A 21,119-nucleotide genomic window follows, 5' to 3' on the forward strand; every position below is an offset into this window, starting at 1 on the left:
GTATTTTTACGTGGTTTCTTTACTTATCATCTTTCGGCATTTCCCATCTTATGTCTTGGCAGACCTATCTCATGCTCCTGCGGGTACGGCGCTCTATGGGTCATGCTTACATCTTCCCGAATATTTCTATGTATATCATACTGCTTCTCACTGCTTTGAGAATACCGCGGATCTGGAATAAAGGGCATTTTTGCCATCTTAATTATTGTTACTGTAGGAAAATGATAATCAACCTCAACATTTCCTAGCAATAGATAACATCCCCCGCCTTGAAAAGGGTACTTTTTAAGACTGTCTGTAAAATGTGCCGTATCAAAAAGCTCACCTTCAACATCTATCCATGTTCCGAAATACATTGCACCCATCTTGGTTGGAACATGCTTTCGGGAAATCAAATACGCCAGCATTTTTACTGTTTTTTTGTGATGCTTTAATAAGTCTTTTGCCATCACACTGCCTCTGAATTTTGTCTGCAACAGATTGAATGGCGTGCAGGAAACAGGAAAGCTTAATAATTCAATTTCATCGAAAGCATCCTCAAAGTTTGAACGTTCCAATACAGGGAGGCTGTATTCCTGTAGCGGTTCCTGAAGAAGCATCAAACTGCGATTTTCAGGTTTGAAATTTACCAGTATCAGCCTTGCAATGACTAATAACTGGTTCTTGGTTTTGCCTGTGAAACGAAACGCTCCGATAAATATTAATATTTGGATTCCCTCGATTCCAATCGGAATTCTATTTATAAAATCTTCCAGTGAAATATATTCCCCATTTAACTGACGCTCTGTAACTATATGCTGAGCAATTTTAGCTTCCAATCCTTCCAGATGCATTAGCCCAAGGTAAACGTCGATGCCATAAAGCGTGGTTTCATATTCGCTTTTATTTACGCATGGATTATGTATTATTGCACCTGACATACGGGCCTCATGCACATAAACTTCAGTTCTGTAAAAACCTCCCTGATTATTTATTACCGCAACCATAAATTCAATTGGATAATGTACCTTAAGGTATAAACTCTGATAACTTTCTACAGCATAGGATGCAGAATGCGCTTTGCAAAAGGAATATCCTGCAAACGATTCGATCTGGCGATAAATTTCCTGGCTAAGTTCCAAAGGATGGCTTTGACGCTCACAGCATTCAAAAAAGTTATCTTTTACTTTCTGAAGAGCGGATTTTGACCTTCCTTTTCCGCTCATTGCCCTGCGCAAAATATCACCGTCTGCCGCGGGAAGTCCTCCATAATGCAGGGCTATCTTTATTACGTCTTCCTGATATACCATTATACCATACGTCTCACCGAGCTGCTCCTTAAATACGTCATGGAAGTACTCAAATAGGTCTGGATTATTATGCCTGAAAATATATTCCTTCATCATTCCACTTTGGGCAACGCCCGGACGAATAATAGACGATGCGGCCACAAGGATCTTGTAGTTATTGCATTGTAGTCTTCTAAGAAGCCCGCGCATTGCAGGACTTTCGATATAAAAACAGCCGATAGTTTTACCACGACTTAAATATTGATTGCATAAAGCCTCATCTTTGGAAAGCGATGTGTCCCTAATATCGACATTGATGCCACGGTTCTTACGTATCAGTTTGACACTATCATCAATATGGCCTATTCCGCGCTGGCTCAAAATATCGAATTTTTCAAAACCAATATCTTCTGCCACATGCATATCGAACAGTGCGATTGGAAATCCTTTTGGTGGCATTTCCAGCACTGTAAAATTTGTAATAGGTTCTTCAGAAATGAGTATGCCACATGAATGCATACTTCTTTGATTAGGGTATTTTTCAAGCAGCATTCCATATTCCTGTACTTGTTTCACCACTTTATTGGTGTCATGGAGTTCCATAGGGTTTTTAACCAGAACATCAAGTTCTTCTTTTGGAAGCCCGAATACTTTTCCAACCTCCCTGAAAATTGATCGGTATTTAAACTCGACATTGGTACCGCAAAAGGCTACATGTTCGGCTCCGTAGCGGCTGAAGATATATTCTAATATAATGTCACGTTCTTTCCATGACCAGTCAATATCGAAATCCGGAGGGCTCTTACGGTTTACATTTAAGAAACGTTCAAAATATAAATCCAGTTCGAGAGGACAGATATCGGTAATTCCCAAACAATATGCGATAATGCTGTTAGCCCCACTGCCGCGGCCAATATGCATAAATCCCATGCTATTGCTGTAGCGAATAATGTCCCAAGTAATGAGAAAGTAACCGCTGAACTCTAGTTCTTCAATTACCTTCAATTCTTTTACTACTCGCTCCTTAGCGGCAGTATTATCCGCACCGTATTTTTTGACCATGCCTTGTTGGGCAATCTGTCTGAGGAGTTTCATATCCTCATTTCGATTTTTGGTGTAGTATTTCTTATTACGTGGTATTCCGAATTCATATTCAAAATTGCACTGGTCGATGATACTTTGAGTATTTTGAACGATAGTTGGATAATGCGTATATTTTTCCAATATTTCTGAAAGAGGCAGCATTGTTTCTGAATCATTGCAATAATCCTCCGCAGTTAATTTTGACCCAAGCACGTTTAGATCGATAGCACGTAATATTTTATGAAGGTTATATTCTTTTTTATTCCTAATTGTAACAGGATGAAGCATCACCATTTTCTCTAACCTGTTTTTCCATTTTTCTTTATATAATATAAGAAGCTCTTCAGGCTTGATCCCGATGTATTCATTTTCTTGTAGGTTAGACGGGGCATTGCTGATAGGATAAATTACGATAACATTATCGAAAGCCGGCGCAAGGATTGGAAGCGGTGAATCCTCAAAATTATGCTTTGTCAAAAATCGGTTCATTTCTCCTAAGCCTTCGCGGTTTAGGGCTAGACCAATATATCGCAATGTATGCTGGCACCGAAATTCAATTCCTACAAGTGGTTTTATAGATGCAGCTTTACATAACTTAATAAAATCGTAAATGCCTGTTACCGTATTGATGTCAGTAAGTGCCATAGATTCTGCTTTGCATTGAATCCCCAGCTGTACCAATTCTTCAACTGGTATAGTGCCATAGCGTAGGCTGTGAAATGAGTGGCAATTGAGGTACATGGCTTATTTTTTTCTCTTTAATATTTCATTTTTATTGTTGGGCTTGAAAATGGCACCACCTCCGCGCATTACGGCATCAAAGCCATAGCGTGTTTTCATCCTGTCCATAGCCTGGTACAGCGAAAGCATTTCTTCGGTATCATCAAACATATTTATCTGGTAAGTACCACGTACCAGACCACTGAAGCGGATTCCGATCAGGCGAAGACGCATTCTGCGCTGGAATAGTTTATTGAACAATTCCGTCACATTCTTTATCAGTATATGGTCTGCAGAAGTGTACTGTACCTTACACTGCTTGGTTTCCGTGTCGAAATTTGAATAGCGTATCTTAACGACTACCGTTGAGGTAAGCCATTCTTCAGACCGAAGCTGAAAGGCCAGTTTTTCAACCATGCCCTGTAGCACACTTTTAAGTTCGCCAAGATCTATAGTATCCTGCAAGAAAGTATGTTCTGTAGAAATGGATTTGCGTTCCGTGTAGGGTTCAACGGGATTATTATCTATACCATTTGCTTTTTTCCATAACTCAATACCATTTTTGCCAATCATCTGCTGTAGTACCTCAGCCGGCATTTCGGAAAGTGTCTGGATATTGCGGACACCGATACGAGAAAGCAACTGGAAAGTAACATCGCCAACCATTGGAATTTTTTTTATGGACAGTGGATTAAGAAATGGTCTAACCATATTTTCTGGTATCTCAAGATTTCCTTTAGGCTTTCCTTCTCCGGTGGCAATTTTAGATACAGTCTTGTTAACAGACAACGCAAAACTTATAGGCAATCCCGTTTCCTTTGTAATGGATTGGGCAAGTTCATTGGTCCATATATAAGAACCATAGAATTTATCCATACCGGTGATATCAAGATAAAATTCATCAATACTGGCTTTTTCCACAACCGGTGCTTTCTCTTCAATAACTTCAGTTACGGCATGGGATAAGCGAGAATATAATTCCATATCACCTTTCATTACTTTTGCCTGCGGGCAAAGACGCAGCGCCATCTTAATTGGCATTGCAGAACGTACTCCGAAAGTCCTAGCTTCATAAGAACATGAAGCAACGACACCTCTTTCACCTCCGCCAATAATCAGTGGAATACCATTCAATCTTGAATCAGTAAGCCTCTCGCAGGACACAAAAAATGTGTCCAGATCCATGTGCACAATTGCCCTTCCCATAACCTTCATTTTTGTACCAAACAAAATTAGTACAGATTGTAACAAATAAATTATATTTGCTGATACAAATTGTAACAAAAATAACATGTCTTTATTTTCCGACAACATCAGAAGCCTAAGGCTTAAAAAGAAAATTTCTCAGGAAAAGGTCGCTATAAGCCTCCTAATAACACGTGGGAGGTATGCAAAGTATGAAGACGGGACTTCTGAAGCTCCTTATGAAATATTGAAAAGAATATCAAAATATTATCAGGTCAGTATTGACATTCTGCTATGTGTTGACGTAAGGAAAGTCAAAATTGATGAATTGGTTATGCTTGAGAATAACAGGGTTCTATTACCAGTTATAGTGAATAATGATGGTGAAAGTTTTATAGAAATTGTTACGCAAAAAGCCCAGGCTGGCTACATGAACGGATATTCTGATCCGGAATATATTGAAAGCCTGCCTCGTATTTCGCTGCCTTTTTTAGGTTCTGGCCTGCACAGGGGATTTACTGTTGATGGAGATTCCATGCCACCGCATGAGAACGGCGATGTAATTATCGCTAAATATATGGAAAGACTTAACGAGCTTGTTACGGGCAGGACTTATATTATTATGACTAAAAATGATGGGATTGTCTATAAAAGATTGAACAAAAACAAGAAAAATGTATTGGCACTTGAATCTGACGAATCGTTTTATAATCCTTATGAAGTAAAGGCATCAGACATTGAACAGATATGGGAGTTTAAATGCAATTTGGGAAAAAAGGACACTAAGCGGGTAAAAGTTATACCGGGAAGTATTGAGGAAATGTTTTTGGAATTAAAGAATGACATTCAGAAATTACAGCATAAGAAATAAAAAACAAGAAATTTTTACAATTCGGCTGGCATATGTCAGCTTTTTTTATTTGAATTTCCTTAAAAAAATGAAAAAATGCTCGTTTTTTACAAATTTTGGATCGTTTTTGTTAACAATCCTTCAAATTTATTGTCATAATTTCGCTTTGTATAATACTTGTACCGTGATAATTAAGTGATTAATACAATAATCCTATCGTGATTATTAATTATAAACGTCAACAGAGAAAAAGACTAAGACATGAAAATACCAGTTTCTTATAAAACCACTATCGTCTATATAATTTGCCTCCTTTATACTTTACTTTTTGTATATGCCGCAATGAGTAAAATACTCGATTTCGAAAACTTTAAGGTGCAATTGGGTCAATCTCCTCTATTAAGTGCTTATGCTGATTATGTTGCGCTTGCTGTACCAACTTTTGAATTAATAATATGCGGCTTGCTTTTGGTCCCTAAAAGTAGAGTCTTTGGACTTTTTTTCGCATATAGCTTAATGGTAATGTTTACAGCTTATATCTATATAATTCTCAATTTCAGTTCATTTGTACCATGTTCGTGTGGCGGAATTTTAGAAGATATGTCTTGGAGTCAGCATATGGTATTTAATCTGGTTTTCATTCTGCTTTCAATAATCGCAGTCTTGATATCACAGCCAAATTTAAAAAAAATTAATTTTATATTTATTGCATGTACTGGTCTACTTAGCATTGCATTCATTTTTGCATTATTCTACATGTCGGAAAATTTAATTCATCACAATAACAATTTTACTCGGAGATTTCCACATTTTCCCGCAGTTCAGACACAAGAAATGGACTTAAAGGCTGATTCTTATTACTTTGTAGGTAGTAACAATGGCAAGATTTATCTCGGCAATTACACAGCCCCACTTCAGATTTTGGAAATGGACAACAAGTTGAAAACACAAACTATCCACAATTTAAAAATTAATAAAATGAAGTTGCCATTTACATCAATTCAGATTAAAATAGACGCACCTTATTTCTACTTGATAGATGGTAATGTACCATGTATCTTTAAAGGTACTATATCGAATTGGGAAGCATCTTACATTATGCGTGGCGATCCATATTTCTCACAATTCGTAGCAACAGATTCAAGTCATATTGCTTTCCGTACTATTTTAAAAAAAACAAAAACAAATACGCTTGGCTTATTTAATTTAAACGATACAATAAATATCGCCTTTGAGCCAAAATTAATACAGAAGCAGATTGATGGTGTTTTTGACACGGATGGCCAGATGCTATAAGATAAAAGGTTTAAAAAAATAATATATATATACCGGTATAGAAACCAATATATTGTCACAGACCCAAATTTAAAACTTCTCTATCGTGGAAATACAATTGATACCACTACACATGCGAATATAAAGGTTGCAACGATCTCTGACTCTGGCGAAACAAAATTAGCAGCACCACCGTTAATCGTGAATAATACCAGTGCTGTTTTTAGCAACCATTTGTTTGTTTCATCCAACTTACCCGGGAAATATGAAAGCTTGATAATGTGGAAGAAAGCCAGTATTATTGATTTGTATAACTTACAAAACCACAGTTACTTGTTAAGCTTTTATATCTACGATATTAATGGAAAAAAAATGCGCAGCTTTTATATCGATGATGATAATTTGTATGCTCTTATTGGTTCAAAAATTGTCGCTTATAAACTTAGAAAGTCAGTTACCGAAAATTTCAAAACAAAAACTTTTCAATAAAAATATACCGGCCGGTTCAGGGATAAGATTGAAAACCTGTATAAAAGAGTAAATCATAACTTTTAAATTTTACGATTATGAAAACTAAGTTTTTTAAATTCATCTTACCAATGGCAGTAGTCGCTTTTGGTTTGGCAGGTGCAGCTCATACAAATGCAATGGGCAAAACAGCAGTCGCTTTGGCTGACAGATGGGGCTACACGCACCTTGAAGGTCAAAATTGTGTAATCACCAATGTGATGTGTAAAACTGATCCGGGAACTCCATGTAAACAAGGGTCTGCTCAGCTTTACGATTTTGTCAGCACTACAAGCTGCCCAAATCCTTTGAACAAAATTTAATTGATTAAATTTTGTTCAAATAGAAATGCAGCCCATTTGGGCTGCATTTTATTAACAGGGTTATAGCCTTATCTATTAGTTAAAAGGTTAAAAAGTAATTAATAAATATGAAAAACAAATTTTTAAAATCGATAGCATCGGCCATAATTATAGTTTTTGGTTTATCCGGCGCATTACGCACCAATGCAATGAACAAAAAAGCAGTTGCTTTGGCCGACAGGTGGGGATATTATAATCTTGATGGTTTATGCCTTAGATCGAATACGTTATGCACAACTAATCCTGGTTTTGCGTGTAAAGAGGGAACATTGTTTCTTTATGATTTTGTAAGTTCTGTTAGTTGGAAAAACCGGTCAATTTGACCACCTAATTCCGGAGTAAATTGACCACCCGTTCCGGAGCAAACTGACCACCTAATTCCGGAGCAAATTGACCACCAAGTTTTGTGGTGAATTAAGTATTAAAAACTATTGATTTTTTCATGTTGTTAGAACCATACATTCGTTAAAAATTTACGGATTATGGCAAACAAAATAACAGACATGAGTAAAATTAGAAAAGTAATTAAATTCTATTGTAATGGAAAGAGTAAGTTATTTATAAGTAGCTACTTATCCCTTTCAAGAAATACGGTAAAGAAATATATTTCTTTATTTGAAGTTCTCGAATTAAGCTTTGAATTAATCGACCAAAAAACCGATGCAGAGCTGGAACTTTTATTCTCCCAGACTAGTGTAGAGGCCATTAGCCCGAGATTACAGACACTTTATGATTTTTTTCCTAAAATGGAACGTGAACTAAAAAAAGTTGGCGTTACCGTACAGCATATGTGGGAACAATATATTGCTGTAAATCCTGATGGTTATCGAACTTCACAATTTCATTATCATTACAATATATGGGGCAAACGAGTTAATCCGGTCATGCATATGAACCATAAGGCTGGTGATAAAATGTATGTTGATTATGCCGGAAAGACACTCTCAATTATTGATATAGATACTGGAGAAGTCAAAGAAGTACAATTTTTTGTAGCAATATTGGGCGCTAGCCAATACACGTATGCTGAAGCTTCCATGAGCCAGCAAAAGGAAAACTTTGTTGACTCGGTAGAAAATGCCATGCGCTTTTTTGAAGGCACTCCTGCCGCCATTGTTCCAGATAATTTAAAATCTGCCGTAATAAAAAGCAGTCGTTTTGAACCGACAATCAATGAAACCCTGGCTGATTTAGCAGAACATTACGAAACCACAATTTTACCTGCCAGAGCTTACAGGCCCAGAGACAAGTCACTAGTTGAAGGAGCTGTTAAGATATTATATCGAAGGATTTATGTAACCATAAAAGAAACTAAGTTCTTTTCTCTGGAAGAATTAAACCAGCAGATCTGGGATTTACTTGACTCTCACAATAACAGAAAACTGACAGGACGCCCTTATTCCCGCTTTGAATTATTTTTAGAAGACGAGAAAGAAAAACTGCGTCCACTCCCACAAGATCGTTTTGAAATTAAATACCAGTCTTTTGCAACAGTAATGCAAAACGGTCATGTTCAATTAAGCCAGGACAAAAACTATTACAGCGTTCCGTATCAATATGTAAAGAAGAAAGCCAAGCTGTTATATACCAAATCAACAGTAGAGATTTATTATAAATACAATCGAATAGCTGTACATCCAAGAAACTACAAACCTTATGTCTATACAACAACTCCTGAGCATTTAGCCAGTACACATCAATTTGTAGCCCAATGGAGTGCTGCCCGCTTCATTGAATGGGCTAATAATATTGATGAGTCAGTAGGAGAATATATAATGCAGATAATCGAAAGCAGAAATCATCCAGAACAGGCTTATAAAAGCTGTTTAGGAATACTGAATTTTGAAAAAAAGGTAGGCAGACAGCGATTAATAAATGCCTGCAGGCGGGCACTTGATTTTAAAATTTACAATTTTAAGACCATACAAAACATTTTAGAAAACAACTTGGATCATATTGATTTTGATCAAGAACCTGAGCAGGAACTTCCCGATCACAGTAACATAAGAGGAAAACACTATTATAACTAAATTAAATCTTGAAAAAATGAATGAATCCACAGTAACCAAAATGAAACAAATGAAGCTTTATGGCATGTTTAATGCTTTTAAAACAGCCATTGAAAGCGGGAAAACAGATCATTATACCCTTGACCAGTTTGTATCGATGATTATTGATGCAGAATGGGATGAAAGGTACAATCGTCGTATTGAACGAAGTATCACTAATGCCAAATTCCATTACAAATCAAATATTGAAAGTATCAATTTTGATGTATCACGTAACCTGGACCGAAACATGGTACTGCGTCTGGCAGAATGCGAATTTATAGAGAAAAACGAAAACATTTTAATCACTGGAAGCACCGGTGTCGGTAAAAGTTATTTAGGTACTGCATTAGGTTATCAAGCCTGTATACAGGGTTTTAAGGTAAGTTATTTTAATACCTCAAAATTGTTCGCTAGACTAAAAATGGCTAAAGCAGATGGTACTTATCTACGGGAACTTACCAAAATACAAAGACAGGATGTTATAATACTTGATGATTTTGGACTCCAGGCACTTGACAGCCATAACCGAATTACTCTTTTAGAGATCATAGAGGACAGGCATAATAACGGCTCTATAATCGTGACATCACAAATACCAGTTCAAGGCTGGTATGATATAATTGGAGAAAAAACGATAGCCGATGCAATATTAGACAGACTTATACACCAATCTCATAGGCTTGAATTACATGGAGAATCCATGAGAAAGAAAAGAGGAATAAACAAAGAGTGATATTTTATTATATTTGAATACTAATTAACAGATGAAAAAATATAGTTTTTAATCAAAACGGAGGTGCTCACTTTGCACCGGAATTAGGTGGTCATTTTGAACTGGAATCAGGTGCTCACTTTAAAACGGAATGGGGTGATCAATATAACCGGAATTTGCACAGTGAGGACTTAAAAGGAATGTCATTTTTTTTCAAGAATCGCAGATATAGCCGAATAGCATATAAAAAAGCCCATGAAAATCATTGATTTTCATGGGCTTTTTTAGAATAAGAGGTTGTTATGATGTCTGATTTTCAATATATTATAATTAATTTTTATCTTTAGCAATGCGTTATATCTATCTCATACTCTGCTATTTCACAATACGAAGCATTAACACAACGCTAATAAAGATAGTCGTTGATAATGATGGTGATGTGCAGATTTTACAATCACATACAGCAGCCGAGCTTTACGTAAAAATGAAGGATATATATGCTCCGGGTATATGGAATATAAATACTGTAACGGAAATGAGAGAAAATTATAAAGCACTGTCAGATTTTGATAAGGTACTGAAGAAATCTAGCTTAAATAAAAAATAAAATTTACGCTTTTATATTTTTTTTCCAGTTCACCGGTCCATTAAGTGTTTCATCGTCATCACCTGAATAGTTGTTATCGTTTTCCATCAATTCCTTCATATCAAACAAAAACTCTTCTTTGAATTTTAAAGAAGCTTTACTTGACGGCTGACAACTGCTGGTTTTGTGGTAAATTGTTTACAGAAATGAGGGTCGACCTTATTATGATAAGCATGATGACAAGGAAATCATCTTCATTCTAAAAACAGCTTTTATGCTTTATCTTACTTGTACACGGGCTAATAAAAGTATTAAAGACATTTCGAAAATAGTATTTAATGGAAAAGCTGCATAATTTTTATACTGGGATTGGAAAGAGAGAGTTGTAAAGCCATTTACAGCCAAAATAGACTAGGGAATGCCAATTGGATAGAACTAAGCCGATCCTGCAATAAATTCGACAGTTGATTTATGTCGAACTATTAAATTATGCAGGGTGATGGATGAATTTGAGTTAAAAAAGATTACGATAGAAGATGCCTTTCAGAGAATGAAGGACGCAGGAATGGAGGTGACATATGAAGAAGTAGTATTAATAATGAATTTCTTACATATATTAACATACTTTGTCATTAAAAAGCATTTCAAACTCCCTTAAATTATCTACCTTTAGCTACTGTAAGTATAAAGTTTACAGCATATTAATGAAATTTTCAAGCTATGAAAAGTGCAATTTTATATATCCGCGTTTCAACTGATGAGCAGGCGGATAAAGGATACTCGCAGCGCGATCAGGATGAGCGTCTGCGCAGATACTGCAGTACCCAAAATATACAGGTCGATACAGCTATTTTTGAAGATCATTCAGCAAAATCCTTTAAACGTCCAGAGTGGGAACGGCTCCTTGCCGGTCTGAAAAAAAGCAAGATAAGACCTGATTATATTCTCTTTACTAAGTGGGATCGTTTCAGCAGAAACGCAGGAGACGCATATCAGATGATAAATACACTTAATGGTCTTGGTGTTGAACCACAGGCAGTAGAGCAGCCGCTTGACTTAACAATCCCAGAAAACAAAATGATGCTTGCGATATATCTTGCGGCCCCGGAAGTTGAGAACGACAGGAGAGCACTGAATACCTTTTATGGTATGAGGCGCGCGAGAAAAGAAGGCAGGGTATTGGGGCTTGCGCCATATGGTTATATTAATCGTACAAAAGAAAATGGTAAAAAGTACATAGCTCTTAAAGAACCTGAAGCAAGCAATTTGCAGTGGGCTTTTAAAGAAATTGCTAAAGGGGTACTTGCTGCGGATCAGGTTCGACTTGCTATCAACAAAAGAGGCGGACGAAAAATAAGCAAGAGTGCTTTTCATGTATCGCTACGCAATGCTGTCTACTGTGGAAAGGTTTTTATTCGAAAATTTAAAGATGAAGACGCTCACTTTGTCCCTGGTCTGCATGAGCCTTTGATTACTGAGGCATTATTTTATAAAGTTCAGAATATAATTGATGCCAATGTGAGGCATTCGCGGCCACAGACAAAAATATCGTCAGACGATAATCTTCCTCTACGAGGGTTTCTTGTATGTCCTGACTGTGGCAGAAACCTAACCGGCAGTGCCTCAAAAGGTTCAAAGGGAGGATATTACTATTATTATCACTGCATACCCAAATGCGGGTTTAGGAAAAGTGCTGTCAAGGCAAATGCAATATTTGAGAGTGATTTGGAAAAATATGAATTTCCTACTGTTATTCAAGAGATACTACATGATGCTATGATGCTTAATTATAAAAACTTTGGCTCCGTATTCGAAAAAAGGAGAAGTGAAATTGCGATAGAAATTGATCGTTTTACAGTGAAACTTACAAAGGCACGAGAACTGCTACTAGCAGAGAAACTTGATGCAGAAGATTACAGAGAAATAAAAGAGGAGTGTAAAAAGAATATAGAAGGATTAGAAGATGAATTATCAGCTTATATGACTGAAGAAAAAACTCATGATATTAAGAAAAGCCTAAATGATGCACTAACATGCCTTTCAAAGCTGTCAAACGTATATAAAGAGGGAGATAGTGAGATTAAGAGAAAAATAATAAGTTCGATATACCCTGAAAAATTGATTTTTGATGGATACACGTATCGAACCCCGAGAACCAATGTTATTGCGGAAAGTATGTTGCTGATTAATAAAGGCTTAGAGAATAAAAAAAACCGAACAAGTAAGTCGTTTTCTTACTTGTCCGGTGTAGTAGCCCCGCCAAGAATCGAACTTGGATCAAAAGTTTAGGAAACTCCCATTCTATCCGTTGAACTACGAGGCTGAAATTCTAAGGAACTGCAAATGTAAAAAAAAGCTCTCAATTCCGGGAAGAAATTGAGAGCGAATTATAGGAGATTATTAGATTGGACTATACCTTATTTATAAACTTCCACTCTTATACCAATACACCGCCACCATCGGTTATCAATACCTGGCCGGTGGTAAAAGGCTGCTGCATTAGGTAAAGGTAGGCTTTGGCAATATCCGACGCTGCACCAATCCGGCGTACCGGCAAGGAATGGCTCAGTTGATCGTACATGGCTTCGCGGTCGGTGTCGTTCATATTAGCCCACAAATTGGTCCGTACGATACCCGGAGAGACGATATTCACCCGTATGGGAGCCAACTCTACTGCCATAGCACGGGTAAAACCTTCCATAGCCGAACAGATGCTGGCACCTAATCCCCAACCCGATGCCGGGCGCACTGCTGCAATCCCACTGCTCAGCACAATAGAACCACCCGGAAGCAGGTGGGGACTGCCATATTTAACGGCTGTAAATGCGCCCCAATACCGCAGGTCAAAAAAGGCACGTGCCGTAGCCACTTCGGTTGCTGCTATCGTTCCCAGTTGGAGGCTTTCCCCTGCTGTAAAAACCAAATGGTCAGAGACTGGTCGAAATTTTGTGTAAACAGTTCTTAGTGTTTAATATTACACCTTTCTCCAAATATGACCAAGAACTGATTCATGATTAATCCCCAGCTTGGTATTGCATTTATCCAGCTTTTTTCACAATTTTGTATTGCTAAATAGACTGATTTCTTGACGCTTTTTTCATCTGGGAACTGCACTTTTGTTTTGGTATATTTTCTAATTCCCCTGTTTAAGTTTTCTATTGTATTTGTGGTGTACATTATTTTCCTGATTTCAGCAGGATAGGCCAAAAAAGGCATGAGATTTTCCCAATTCTTTTCCCAGGAGCAAACGGCATATTTATATTTTGCTTCCCAGTTTTTTTTAAATTCAGCCAGAGCTAAAACGGCTTCTTCCTGATTTATTGCAGTATATACTTCTTTCATTGCACTGCAAAATGCTTTTCTATCCTTAACTACTACAAACTTAAGGCTATTCCTTATTTGATGAACAATGCAAAGCTGGGATTCTGTATTTGGAAAAACACCTCTGATAGCTTTTGTAAATCCGGTAAGGTTATCTGTACAGGCAATGAGAATATCCTTTACTCCACGAGATTTTATGTCAGAGAGTACAGTCATCCAAAATGAAGCCGACTCTTCTTTATTTAGCCACATTCCTAATACTTCTTTCTTACCATCTGTTTTTAGTCCGATTACAATGTAAATTGCATGGTTTTCATATTTCCCATCTGTTCTTACTTTCATATGCACAGCATCCATCCAAACAATCAGATACTGTGGTTCTAAAGCCCTTTTAGTCCATAAATCAACATCAGCCAGTATTCTATCAGAGATGGTCGAAATCGTGGACTCACTTACTGATATCCCATAAACTTCTTTAACTTGTTCTACAATATCACTACGGGTCATTCCACGACTGTACATTCCTAAAATAGCATCTTCAATCTTTTCACTCATCGATTGGCCTTTTCCGATGACCTGAGGCTCGAATTCACCATTTCTATCCCGGGGAATAGCCAGGACCATATTGCCCAAAGTCTCTGATTTTATATTCTTTGAGAAAGAACCATTACGGCTATTGCCTGTATTGTATCCGTCAATATTATGCTTCTCATATCCCAGATGAGCATCCAATTCTCCCTGGAGTAGCTGTTCAATGCCTTGTTTATACAGGTCTTGAAAAAAAGTATGGAAGTCTTCTTTGTTTTTAAATTGCTTTGCAAAATCTTTGGGTAATTTACCATCTTCGATCATAATCCGCTCTTTTTAAATTATTTAAATGTAGTTCTTTTAAATTCTATACTTAATGATCTGTTGTTTTTTGGCTAAGCCTTAAAATCTCAAATCAAATTAAAATCAATTTCTACGTTTACACAATCTAACGACTACTCCCAATGGTCAAAGGTTCCGGTATGGGTAAAAAGCTGTTCGATTTCCGCAGTATTGCTAAGGTCTACGACAAAAGTTTGAGTGTTGCCCGGCAATTCGGATGCAGCTTGTGCGAGTCGGTCGGGGTTACTGGAAACCAGGATGATTTCGGCACCCGCTGCTGCAGCGGCCTGTGCGGTGGCCAATCCAATTCCGGAGCTTCCACCCAGGATGATGACTTTTTTACCGTTCAGGTCATTGGAATTTTGTGTTTTCATAAGAAGTAATTTGATCACACAAAGTAGCGGACTTTCCGCTGCTGTAGAATTACCAAATGGTAAAAAGCATTTTTAGCGGTTGCTTTTCCGGATGCGGCTCAGCGATTGGGGCGTAATGCCGAGGTACGATGCAATATCGCCCTGCGAAACCCGTAAGGCAATTTCCGGCTGTAGGATCAGGAACTGGTGGTAGCGTTTGGTCGCATCCAGCCCGTTATAGGCATTTCGTATGCGGATCTTTTCTAATAAAGATTCGTGCATTACGGCTTCAATCAGGTTTTTGAGATAGGGAAGCTGTCCATACAAATGCAGCAAATCGGTTTTACGGATGGCGAGCACTTCGGTAGGACAGGCGGCCTGTATGCTCTCGTTGGCGTGTTTTTCTTTCTCAAAGCTGTCCAGTAAGGTACAAAACTGATTTTCTTTCAGGAAGAAATGTGTGACATCGGTACCCTTTTCATTGGGCACCATAATCCGGACGATGCCTACGCAAATAAAGAACAGCTCATCACAAATCTTGGGTGCCTTAAAGAGGTAATCGCCTTCCTCATACGACTTGTGCAGGAATGCTTTGGCAATAAGCGCACGGTCGCCATCCGGAATCTCCCGGAACAATTCAAAGAAGGATAATAGTTTGTGATGCATCCCTTAAATGTACTGAAATTTTTTTTGTTTCTGGAAATTGCAATCCCTATTTCCAGTAACTAAAAAAGGCTGCCTCAACAAGAGAGACAGCCTTTAGGAATCAGGGGGGATTTGTAGTTTAGTATTTAATAAGTCGCTGTGTAGTAGTGCTACCGGTGGTATCGGTTGCTTTAACAAGGTAGACGCCATTGCTTAGTCCGGAAATATCCAGGGTATCCAGGTTGGTTGTGGTAACCACCTCCTGCCCGGTAATGCTGTATACTTTTAATGCTGTCGCACTACTGCCATTAGGCCATTTTACCGTTACAGTGCCACGGGAAGGATTAGGATACAGTGCGAATGTTGCTGTAGGATTTTCGAATCCCGGAGTACCTAATGTCGAAAAGCTCACCGTTTGTTTTAACAATCCCAGATCAGAAGAAGCCAGGTAAACATCGGCAGTTTCATCGTGAAATTTTACAGCACTCGAACTGATGATCGCATCATAAAGGGTAGTAGACAGGTTTTGGTTCCAGTTGATGCCTCCATCAGAAGAATACAGCACTTTTGGCGCTTCCATAACCGTAGTTTGTACTACAGCAACAATATGACCATTGGTTTTATCCGAATGATTTACGGTGTTTACAAAACCGTCATAGATTTTCGTCCAGCTGTCGCCATTGTTTATAGACGTATAAATACCATCTGACGCAGCGAGGGTAAATTGTTGCGCATTCATTGGATTTTGCACTAATTGGATTCCGATATTCGGAAGTTCCAAACCTTCCAGACCATCCGTGATAACCGTCCAGGTTGTTCCTGCGTCGGTAGAACGGTACATTTTATTTCCAACCGTCATACGGATGGTACCCGAAGCATCTATGTGAAGTGCCTGCAGGTAATCTTCGTTTTCTGGCAGGGTAATTTCAGTTACCACCACATTGTTCACATCGGTAAAGTCTATTTTTCTCAGGTAGGCATTCACCCCATCAAAAAAGCTAAACCATCCTACGGTAGGTGTTACCGGATCGGTACAGGCCGCAAAAAGCCCCTGGTACGTAGTATAAATGTCCGTTTTGGTTGTGCCATGATCATCGCTAACCTTTATTGTATTGCCCGAAAATCCCGGAGTATAAGTATATACTCTTCCCGGTAGTTTAGCATCGGTATACATTCTATAACTTCCTTGCCCATTAGGTACCTCTCCTATAGAAAGTACATCGGTAGGCGTTTCAATATTGGTTTGCTGATCGCGGTGAATGTATCCCCAGCGTGCGCCATAATACAGGTGCTCCTGTGTTGGTATGTCTACGATATTCACATCTCCGGTAACCGTAAAAAAGGGGTTGGGGATGATGGTAGTAGTCGTACCGCCATCTACTGATTTTAGCGGATACATGCCGTTGTTGATGAATACATCGTTGTTGTTAAATGGGTTGATGGTACCTCCAGTACCATAATAGTAGTGCGAAATCTCCGGAACCGGTCCTCCGGGATATACATTGTTTTCCCAGGTCACTCCATTATCATGTGTAATCAGGATTTGGTCTTCTTCAAGAATGATGATGTTATTTGGATCTCCGGCATTAAAAATATAACCGTTGAAGTTTTTTAGCGGACCCATATCCGACCATTGTTCCCAGGTAATCGGCAAACTCGTCCAGGTTATACCACCATCCAGGGAACGGTATAATGCCTGGGATTGTGTAGGCGTAGTCCATAAAACACCACTACCGGCAAAAATATCATTGGAATTGGCCGGGTTGATTGCCACGCTTTGTAAAACAAGGCCGTTTAGGGTTTCCGTCCAGGACTGTCCTCCGTCGTTAGAAATTAACAAGCCGCCCTTCACCGCTCCCGGACCATTATTTCTGGCCATGAAGATGCGCTGTCCGTTATTCGGGTCCAGTTGTACGTCATTTATCAGGACACCCGTGTGATCTTCAGCATCAAAAACGATGGACCAGTTGGTACCACCATCATTGGTATATACTACCTTATCCTCACCATCCCCTCGGGAAAGGTAAACCAATGTGTCGAGGTTCTCATTATCAATAAGGGAATAGTCATTAAAGCTTGTTGCCGCTATGGAAGGCATGTTGTACTGCTTAATGGTTTGTTTCGTCTGCAGGTCGATTACCGTGATACGGTTCAGGCTACTGCCGTTTGCATAAAATTCGGCAAAACTCAACGCTGTGTTGTTTTTGGTCAGTCGTAGGTTTTTGATTTCCCCATCGTAATTAAAATACGGGAGCGTGTAAAAAACAGTCCAGTTAAGGCCGTTGTCTTCAGACACCATAATGTGCTTGCTGAGTGTCGTGGCATAGATCCTGTTTTGTACTGTCGCATCGTACACAAAATTGGTCATTCGGCCATAGGCCTGGGAACCGTCAAATGTAGTTTGTGCTTCCATCTGGAATGTCGTGCTCGCCAGAAATAAAAGCAAAAGTGTAATTTTTTTCATGATGTATTGCATATTGGTTAAAGCACAAAAGTTGGAATAACCAAAAGAATGACCAAAAAAGCATACGGAAAAAACACGACATCGCTTTAGAAATAAGGCGACTATAACGGATTAAAGTGTTGAAAGGTAGGTGTATAACATCATGCTGTCTGCAATGCCCATTTTTTTGCAAATCCGTTCCCGCCTTTTCCGGCAGGCTTCGGGCGTAATGCTGAAAAGGGTCGCAATTTCCTTGATGGAAAGGTTCATATAGGTGTACAGCAGGAAGCGGATGTCATTTGGGTTCAGGTCGGGGTGCTTCTCTTTCAGGTGGACGAGAAAACCGTGGTTGACTTCTTCAAAATGGGTCAGGAAATCATTCCATTCATTGTCATTCTGAAGGTGTTTCTTGAGTTGAAGCAAATGTTTTTTCAAGGTCTGGTTGCTGGCCAGTTCGGGTTGTTCGGAAAGGGAGTTGACGATATCCTCAATCAGCTCATTGCGGTTGGAGGTGTCCAGTGCTTTGGCCGCCAGTTTCCTGTTTTTAGCTTCAATCTCGCTTTTCAGTTGTTCCTGTTCCAAGAGTGCCAGGACTTCTTTTTCGCGTAATTGTTTTTCCAGTTCCAAAGTGATGATCTGCTGATTGCGTTCGGAGATGATGCGCTTTTGACGGTATTTTACGGCATTATTGTAGAGTGCCCAGCCGATAGTAATAATGATGATCAGGCCGATGCCATTGAGGGTATAGCCAATTTTGCGTTCGGTAGCCATGCGTTGTTGGTTATCCGAAAGTTCCTTCTGGTACATCTGGAGTTCCAGTTTGATCTTGCTGTTGGTAAACAGGATTTTGTTCCTGACGCGGCTCAGCGAATCTTTGGCACTAATGAGGGAATCTTTATAGGCAAATGCCTTGTTGTAGTTGTTCTCTTTTCGGTACAAGTCTGAAATCCGGTCTAAGACTTCTATTTTTACCCGCTGGTCTTTATTGACTTTCAGCGCCTGAAAAGCCATCTGTAGTGCTTTCTCCGGATTGTGTTCTTTGGCTTCGTACACTTTGGAAAGGATCATCAATATTCCGGTTTTGTGCTGGGAATATTCAATATCATTTAAATGGGGCAAGAGCTCCAGCGCAGTTTTTTCAGCCAGATCGTATTCCTGGCGCAGGATCATATTCTCGGCGCGGGTGAGTTCCGTTTGTGCCAAAAGCCGGGGTTCATCCTTTGTTAGTGGCAAGGCAATATTCAGGTAGGCTTCCGATTTTTCGACCTTTTTCATCACGTTGTATACTGCCGCAAGGTTGCCGGCATACATACCAATTTTATAATTGCTTTTATGCTGTCGGGCTATGGCATAGGCTTTCAGAAAATATTTTTCGGCTTCCTCCAGTTTGTTGTCATCCAGGTATAGTACTGCGATATTATTAAGTACGATCATCTCATAGCTGCTGTCCATTTTCAGCGCCAGTTCATAGGCACTAAAGTAATATTCGAGTGCTTCGCCATAGTCGAGCATGGAGTAGTAGTTCAGGCCGATGTTATTGGTAGCCAGGAAAAGTTGTTTTTGCCAGTGGTGGCTTTCCGCTGCTGTTTTCGCTTCGGTCAGCAGCTCCAGCGAACGGGCATATTTTTTAGTGTATAGCGCATCAATACCGGAAGCGATCAGTTTGTCGCAGGCTTCCTGGGTTGTTTGGGCCTGTAGTTGCAGCACCAAAAAAAACAAAACGATACAATAGCGAATCATAGCTTCAAATATAGTATATTTTTTAAGGGGAAAAAGCACTGAAAAATCGTCGCAGCCTTCCCGTCTTTTAGTTTGTCCTTACGACAGAAATGGTATTTTTGCCACAGTACTACTTCCCAATCATACTTTATGACTTTATCTCATACACCACCACAATGTTATATCCTGTGCTGTTCCTCAGCAGTAGCGCTTGAGTGCTATCGCCAGGAACAGGGCCAAGGCATAGCGCTTAACCTGGGGGCTAATTCCCTTACTATTTCGGCCTATTGTGCACAAAACCAATTAAAAAAAGTGCCTCAGGGGCTGGCTTCCGCTTCCGATGTGCCACAACAATTGCTTGCTGCAGTATTGCATGGCGTTGAAGGGCACCAAAATTGTTATATTGGCCTTGCCGGGGTTTCGTATGAATCTGCGTTGGCGATTATACGTGCAGCCGAGGCCCGGGTACAAAATGTGGCTGTGTTTTTTGTGAGCTATACTGGGGAAGTACAACCTACAGTTGCCATTCCTACGGGAGCATTGTCTGACGCAGCCGTAGTGGAGTTACTGAAAAGGGGGAGGTAACAGTAACGAAAGACAAAGCTATGATTTTATAGTATAGTTATGGGGATAAATTTTAGTAGTTTCCATTCCTTATGAGATCGTGTAAGAATCCATAATGCAATCGTACCCTGATCTTTAACGGAGACAATAGCATAATTGCCATTTTTAGTATACAATGGTTTTGAGATCGTATAATGACTTGAAGTATTTGTAATACTGATTTTGTTTTTAAGATGGGGTGGCATTTTTTCTACCTCCCATGTTTGCCTTTTGAACTGACTTGACATGTAATTATAATTGGATACAGAAAAGACTTCTTTTAATAGCAGTGAATCATTTGTTCTTTTTGCTCCGGAATGTTCCGATAACCAAACAGCATTGGTTTCCTGTTTCAATAGTAAAGAGTCTTTAAAATTTTCCTCGAACAATGTTTTAAGGTATAGTGGTGTACTGGCATTTGGATTAAGAATTATGTTATCCTTATCCTTTAGTATAACTGTGAGTACCTCATAATCTTTAGTATTGTTTTCAAGAGTGCCAGATGGAAGTAATTGAGGGACGAGTAGTAAGAACAGTACTAACTTCATACGATTTAATTTATTTAC

General features: G+C 39.0%; 16 protein-coding genes, 1 tRNA gene and 1 pseudogene. 8 read left to right on the forward strand and 10 right to left on the reverse strand.

All coding sequences use genetic code 11. The features are described from left to right. Positions 1-26: 26 nt before the first annotated feature. Both FK004_RS05450 and dinB read right to left on the reverse strand, forming a co-directional pair. On the reverse strand, positions 27-3,092 hold the full coding sequence (locus FK004_RS05450; protein ID WP_108736356.1) for a DNA polymerase III subunit alpha: 3,066 nt from the start codon (positions 3,090-3,092) through the stop codon (positions 27-29). Between the two features lie 3 nt (positions 3,093-3,095). Beyond that, positions 3,096-4,277 (reverse strand): DNA polymerase IV, encoded by a 1,182-nt coding sequence (gene dinB / locus FK004_RS05455; protein ID WP_108738761.1) that lies wholly within the window; start codon positions 4,275-4,277, stop codon positions 3,096-3,098. Between the two features lie 85 nt (positions 4,278-4,362). Here dinB and FK004_RS05460 point away from each other — a divergent pair, with 85 nt between their 5' ends. The 7 genes from FK004_RS05460 to FK004_RS05500 all read left to right on the forward strand — a co-directional run bounded on the left by FK004_RS05460 (position 4,363) and on the right by FK004_RS05500 (position 12,888). After that, positions 4,363-5,127 carry an XRE family transcriptional regulator gene (locus tag FK004_RS05460; RefSeq protein WP_108736357.1) on the forward strand — a complete coding sequence of 255 codons (765 nt, stop codon included), beginning with the start codon at positions 4,363-4,365 and terminating at the stop codon, positions 5,125-5,127. A 240-nt stretch (positions 5,128-5,367) separates the two neighbouring features. After that, positions 5,368-6,402 (forward strand): MauE/DoxX family redox-associated membrane protein, encoded by a 1,035-nt coding sequence (locus FK004_RS05465; protein ID WP_108736358.1) that lies wholly within the window; start codon positions 5,368-5,370, stop codon positions 6,400-6,402. Positions 6,403-6,947: 545 nt separating this feature from the next. Continuing rightward, positions 6,948-7,211, forward strand: a complete 264-nt coding sequence (locus FK004_RS05475; protein ID WP_108736360.1) for a DUF6520 family protein — start codon at positions 6,948-6,950, stop codon at positions 7,209-7,211. 107 nt (positions 7,212-7,318) lie between these two features. After that, entirely contained in the window at positions 7,319-7,573 is a 255-nt protein-coding gene (locus tag FK004_RS05480; protein ID WP_108736361.1) for a hypothetical protein, read from the forward strand. A 159-nt stretch (positions 7,574-7,732) separates the two neighbouring features. Continuing rightward, on the forward strand, positions 7,733-9,280 hold the full coding sequence (istA, locus tag FK004_RS05485) for an IS21 family transposase (protein WP_108735486.1): 1,548 nt from the start codon (positions 7,733-7,735) through the stop codon (positions 9,278-9,280). Between the two features lie 16 nt (positions 9,281-9,296). Next, positions 9,297-10,034, forward strand: a complete 738-nt coding sequence (gene istB / locus FK004_RS05490) for an IS21-like element helper ATPase IstB (protein WP_056251131.1) — start codon at positions 9,297-9,299, stop codon at positions 10,032-10,034. A gap of 1,285 nt (positions 10,035-11,319) precedes the next feature. Then, on the forward strand, positions 11,320-12,888 hold the full coding sequence (locus FK004_RS05500; protein WP_108738762.1) for a recombinase family protein: 1,569 nt from the start codon (positions 11,320-11,322) through the stop codon (positions 12,886-12,888). Here FK004_RS05500 and FK004_RS05505 read toward each other — a convergent pair. The 7 genes and pseudogenes from FK004_RS05505 to FK004_RS05535 all read right to left on the reverse strand — a co-directional run bounded on the left by FK004_RS05505 (position 12,851) and on the right by FK004_RS05535 (position 19,971). Beyond that, positions 12,851-12,922: transfer RNA gene (locus FK004_RS05505), tRNA-Arg, on the reverse strand. The two genes, FK004_RS05500 and FK004_RS05505, sit on opposite strands and share 38 nt — an antisense overlap. A gap of 114 nt (positions 12,923-13,036) precedes the next feature. Then, positions 13,037-13,546 (reverse strand): annotated as a pseudogene (locus FK004_RS05510) (SDR family oxidoreductase); the annotation flags it as partial. Between the two features lie 14 nt (positions 13,547-13,560). Continuing rightward, complete coding sequence (locus tag FK004_RS05515) at positions 13,561-14,772, reverse strand: IS256 family transposase (protein WP_108735429.1); 1,212 nt, start codon at positions 14,770-14,772, stop codon at positions 13,561-13,563. Positions 14,773-14,903: 131 nt separating this feature from the next. Continuing rightward, positions 14,904-15,164, reverse strand: coding sequence for an SDR family NAD(P)-dependent oxidoreductase (locus FK004_RS05520; protein WP_108736364.1), 261 nt, complete (start codon positions 15,162-15,164; stop codon positions 14,904-14,906). Between the two features lie 72 nt (positions 15,165-15,236). Continuing rightward, the gene (locus FK004_RS05525) at positions 15,237-15,809 is read right to left on the reverse strand and encodes a Crp/Fnr family transcriptional regulator (RefSeq protein WP_108736365.1); all 573 of its coding nucleotides are present in this window, start codon (positions 15,807-15,809) and stop codon (positions 15,237-15,239) included. A 118-nt stretch (positions 15,810-15,927) separates the two neighbouring features. Continuing rightward, positions 15,928-18,252 carry a T9SS type A sorting domain-containing protein gene (locus tag FK004_RS05530; protein ID WP_157956035.1) on the reverse strand — a complete coding sequence of 775 codons (2,325 nt, stop codon included), beginning with the start codon at positions 18,250-18,252 and terminating at the stop codon, positions 15,928-15,930. Between the two features lie 111 nt (positions 18,253-18,363). Then, positions 18,364-19,971, reverse strand: a complete 1,608-nt coding sequence (locus FK004_RS05535) for a tetratricopeptide repeat protein (RefSeq protein WP_108736367.1) — start codon at positions 19,969-19,971, stop codon at positions 18,364-18,366. 129 nt (positions 19,972-20,100) lie between these two features. Here FK004_RS05535 and FK004_RS05540 point away from each other — a divergent pair, with 129 nt between their 5' ends. Next, positions 20,101-20,535 carry a hypothetical protein gene (locus tag FK004_RS05540; protein WP_108736368.1) on the forward strand — a complete coding sequence of 145 codons (435 nt, stop codon included), beginning with the start codon at positions 20,101-20,103 and terminating at the stop codon, positions 20,533-20,535. Between the two features lie 26 nt (positions 20,536-20,561). Here the strand turns inward: FK004_RS05540 and FK004_RS05545 are convergent, their stop codons facing one another. After that, the gene (locus FK004_RS05545) at positions 20,562-21,101 is read right to left on the reverse strand and encodes a hypothetical protein (RefSeq protein WP_108736369.1); all 540 of its coding nucleotides are present in this window, start codon (positions 21,099-21,101) and stop codon (positions 20,562-20,564) included. Between the last annotated feature and the right edge of the window lie 18 nt (positions 21,102-21,119).

The sequence above is a fragment of the Flavobacterium kingsejongi genome (assembly GCF_003076475.1).
In the GTDB taxonomy this organism is placed as follows: domain Bacteria; phylum Bacteroidota; class Bacteroidia; order Flavobacteriales; family Flavobacteriaceae; genus Flavobacterium; species Flavobacterium kingsejongi.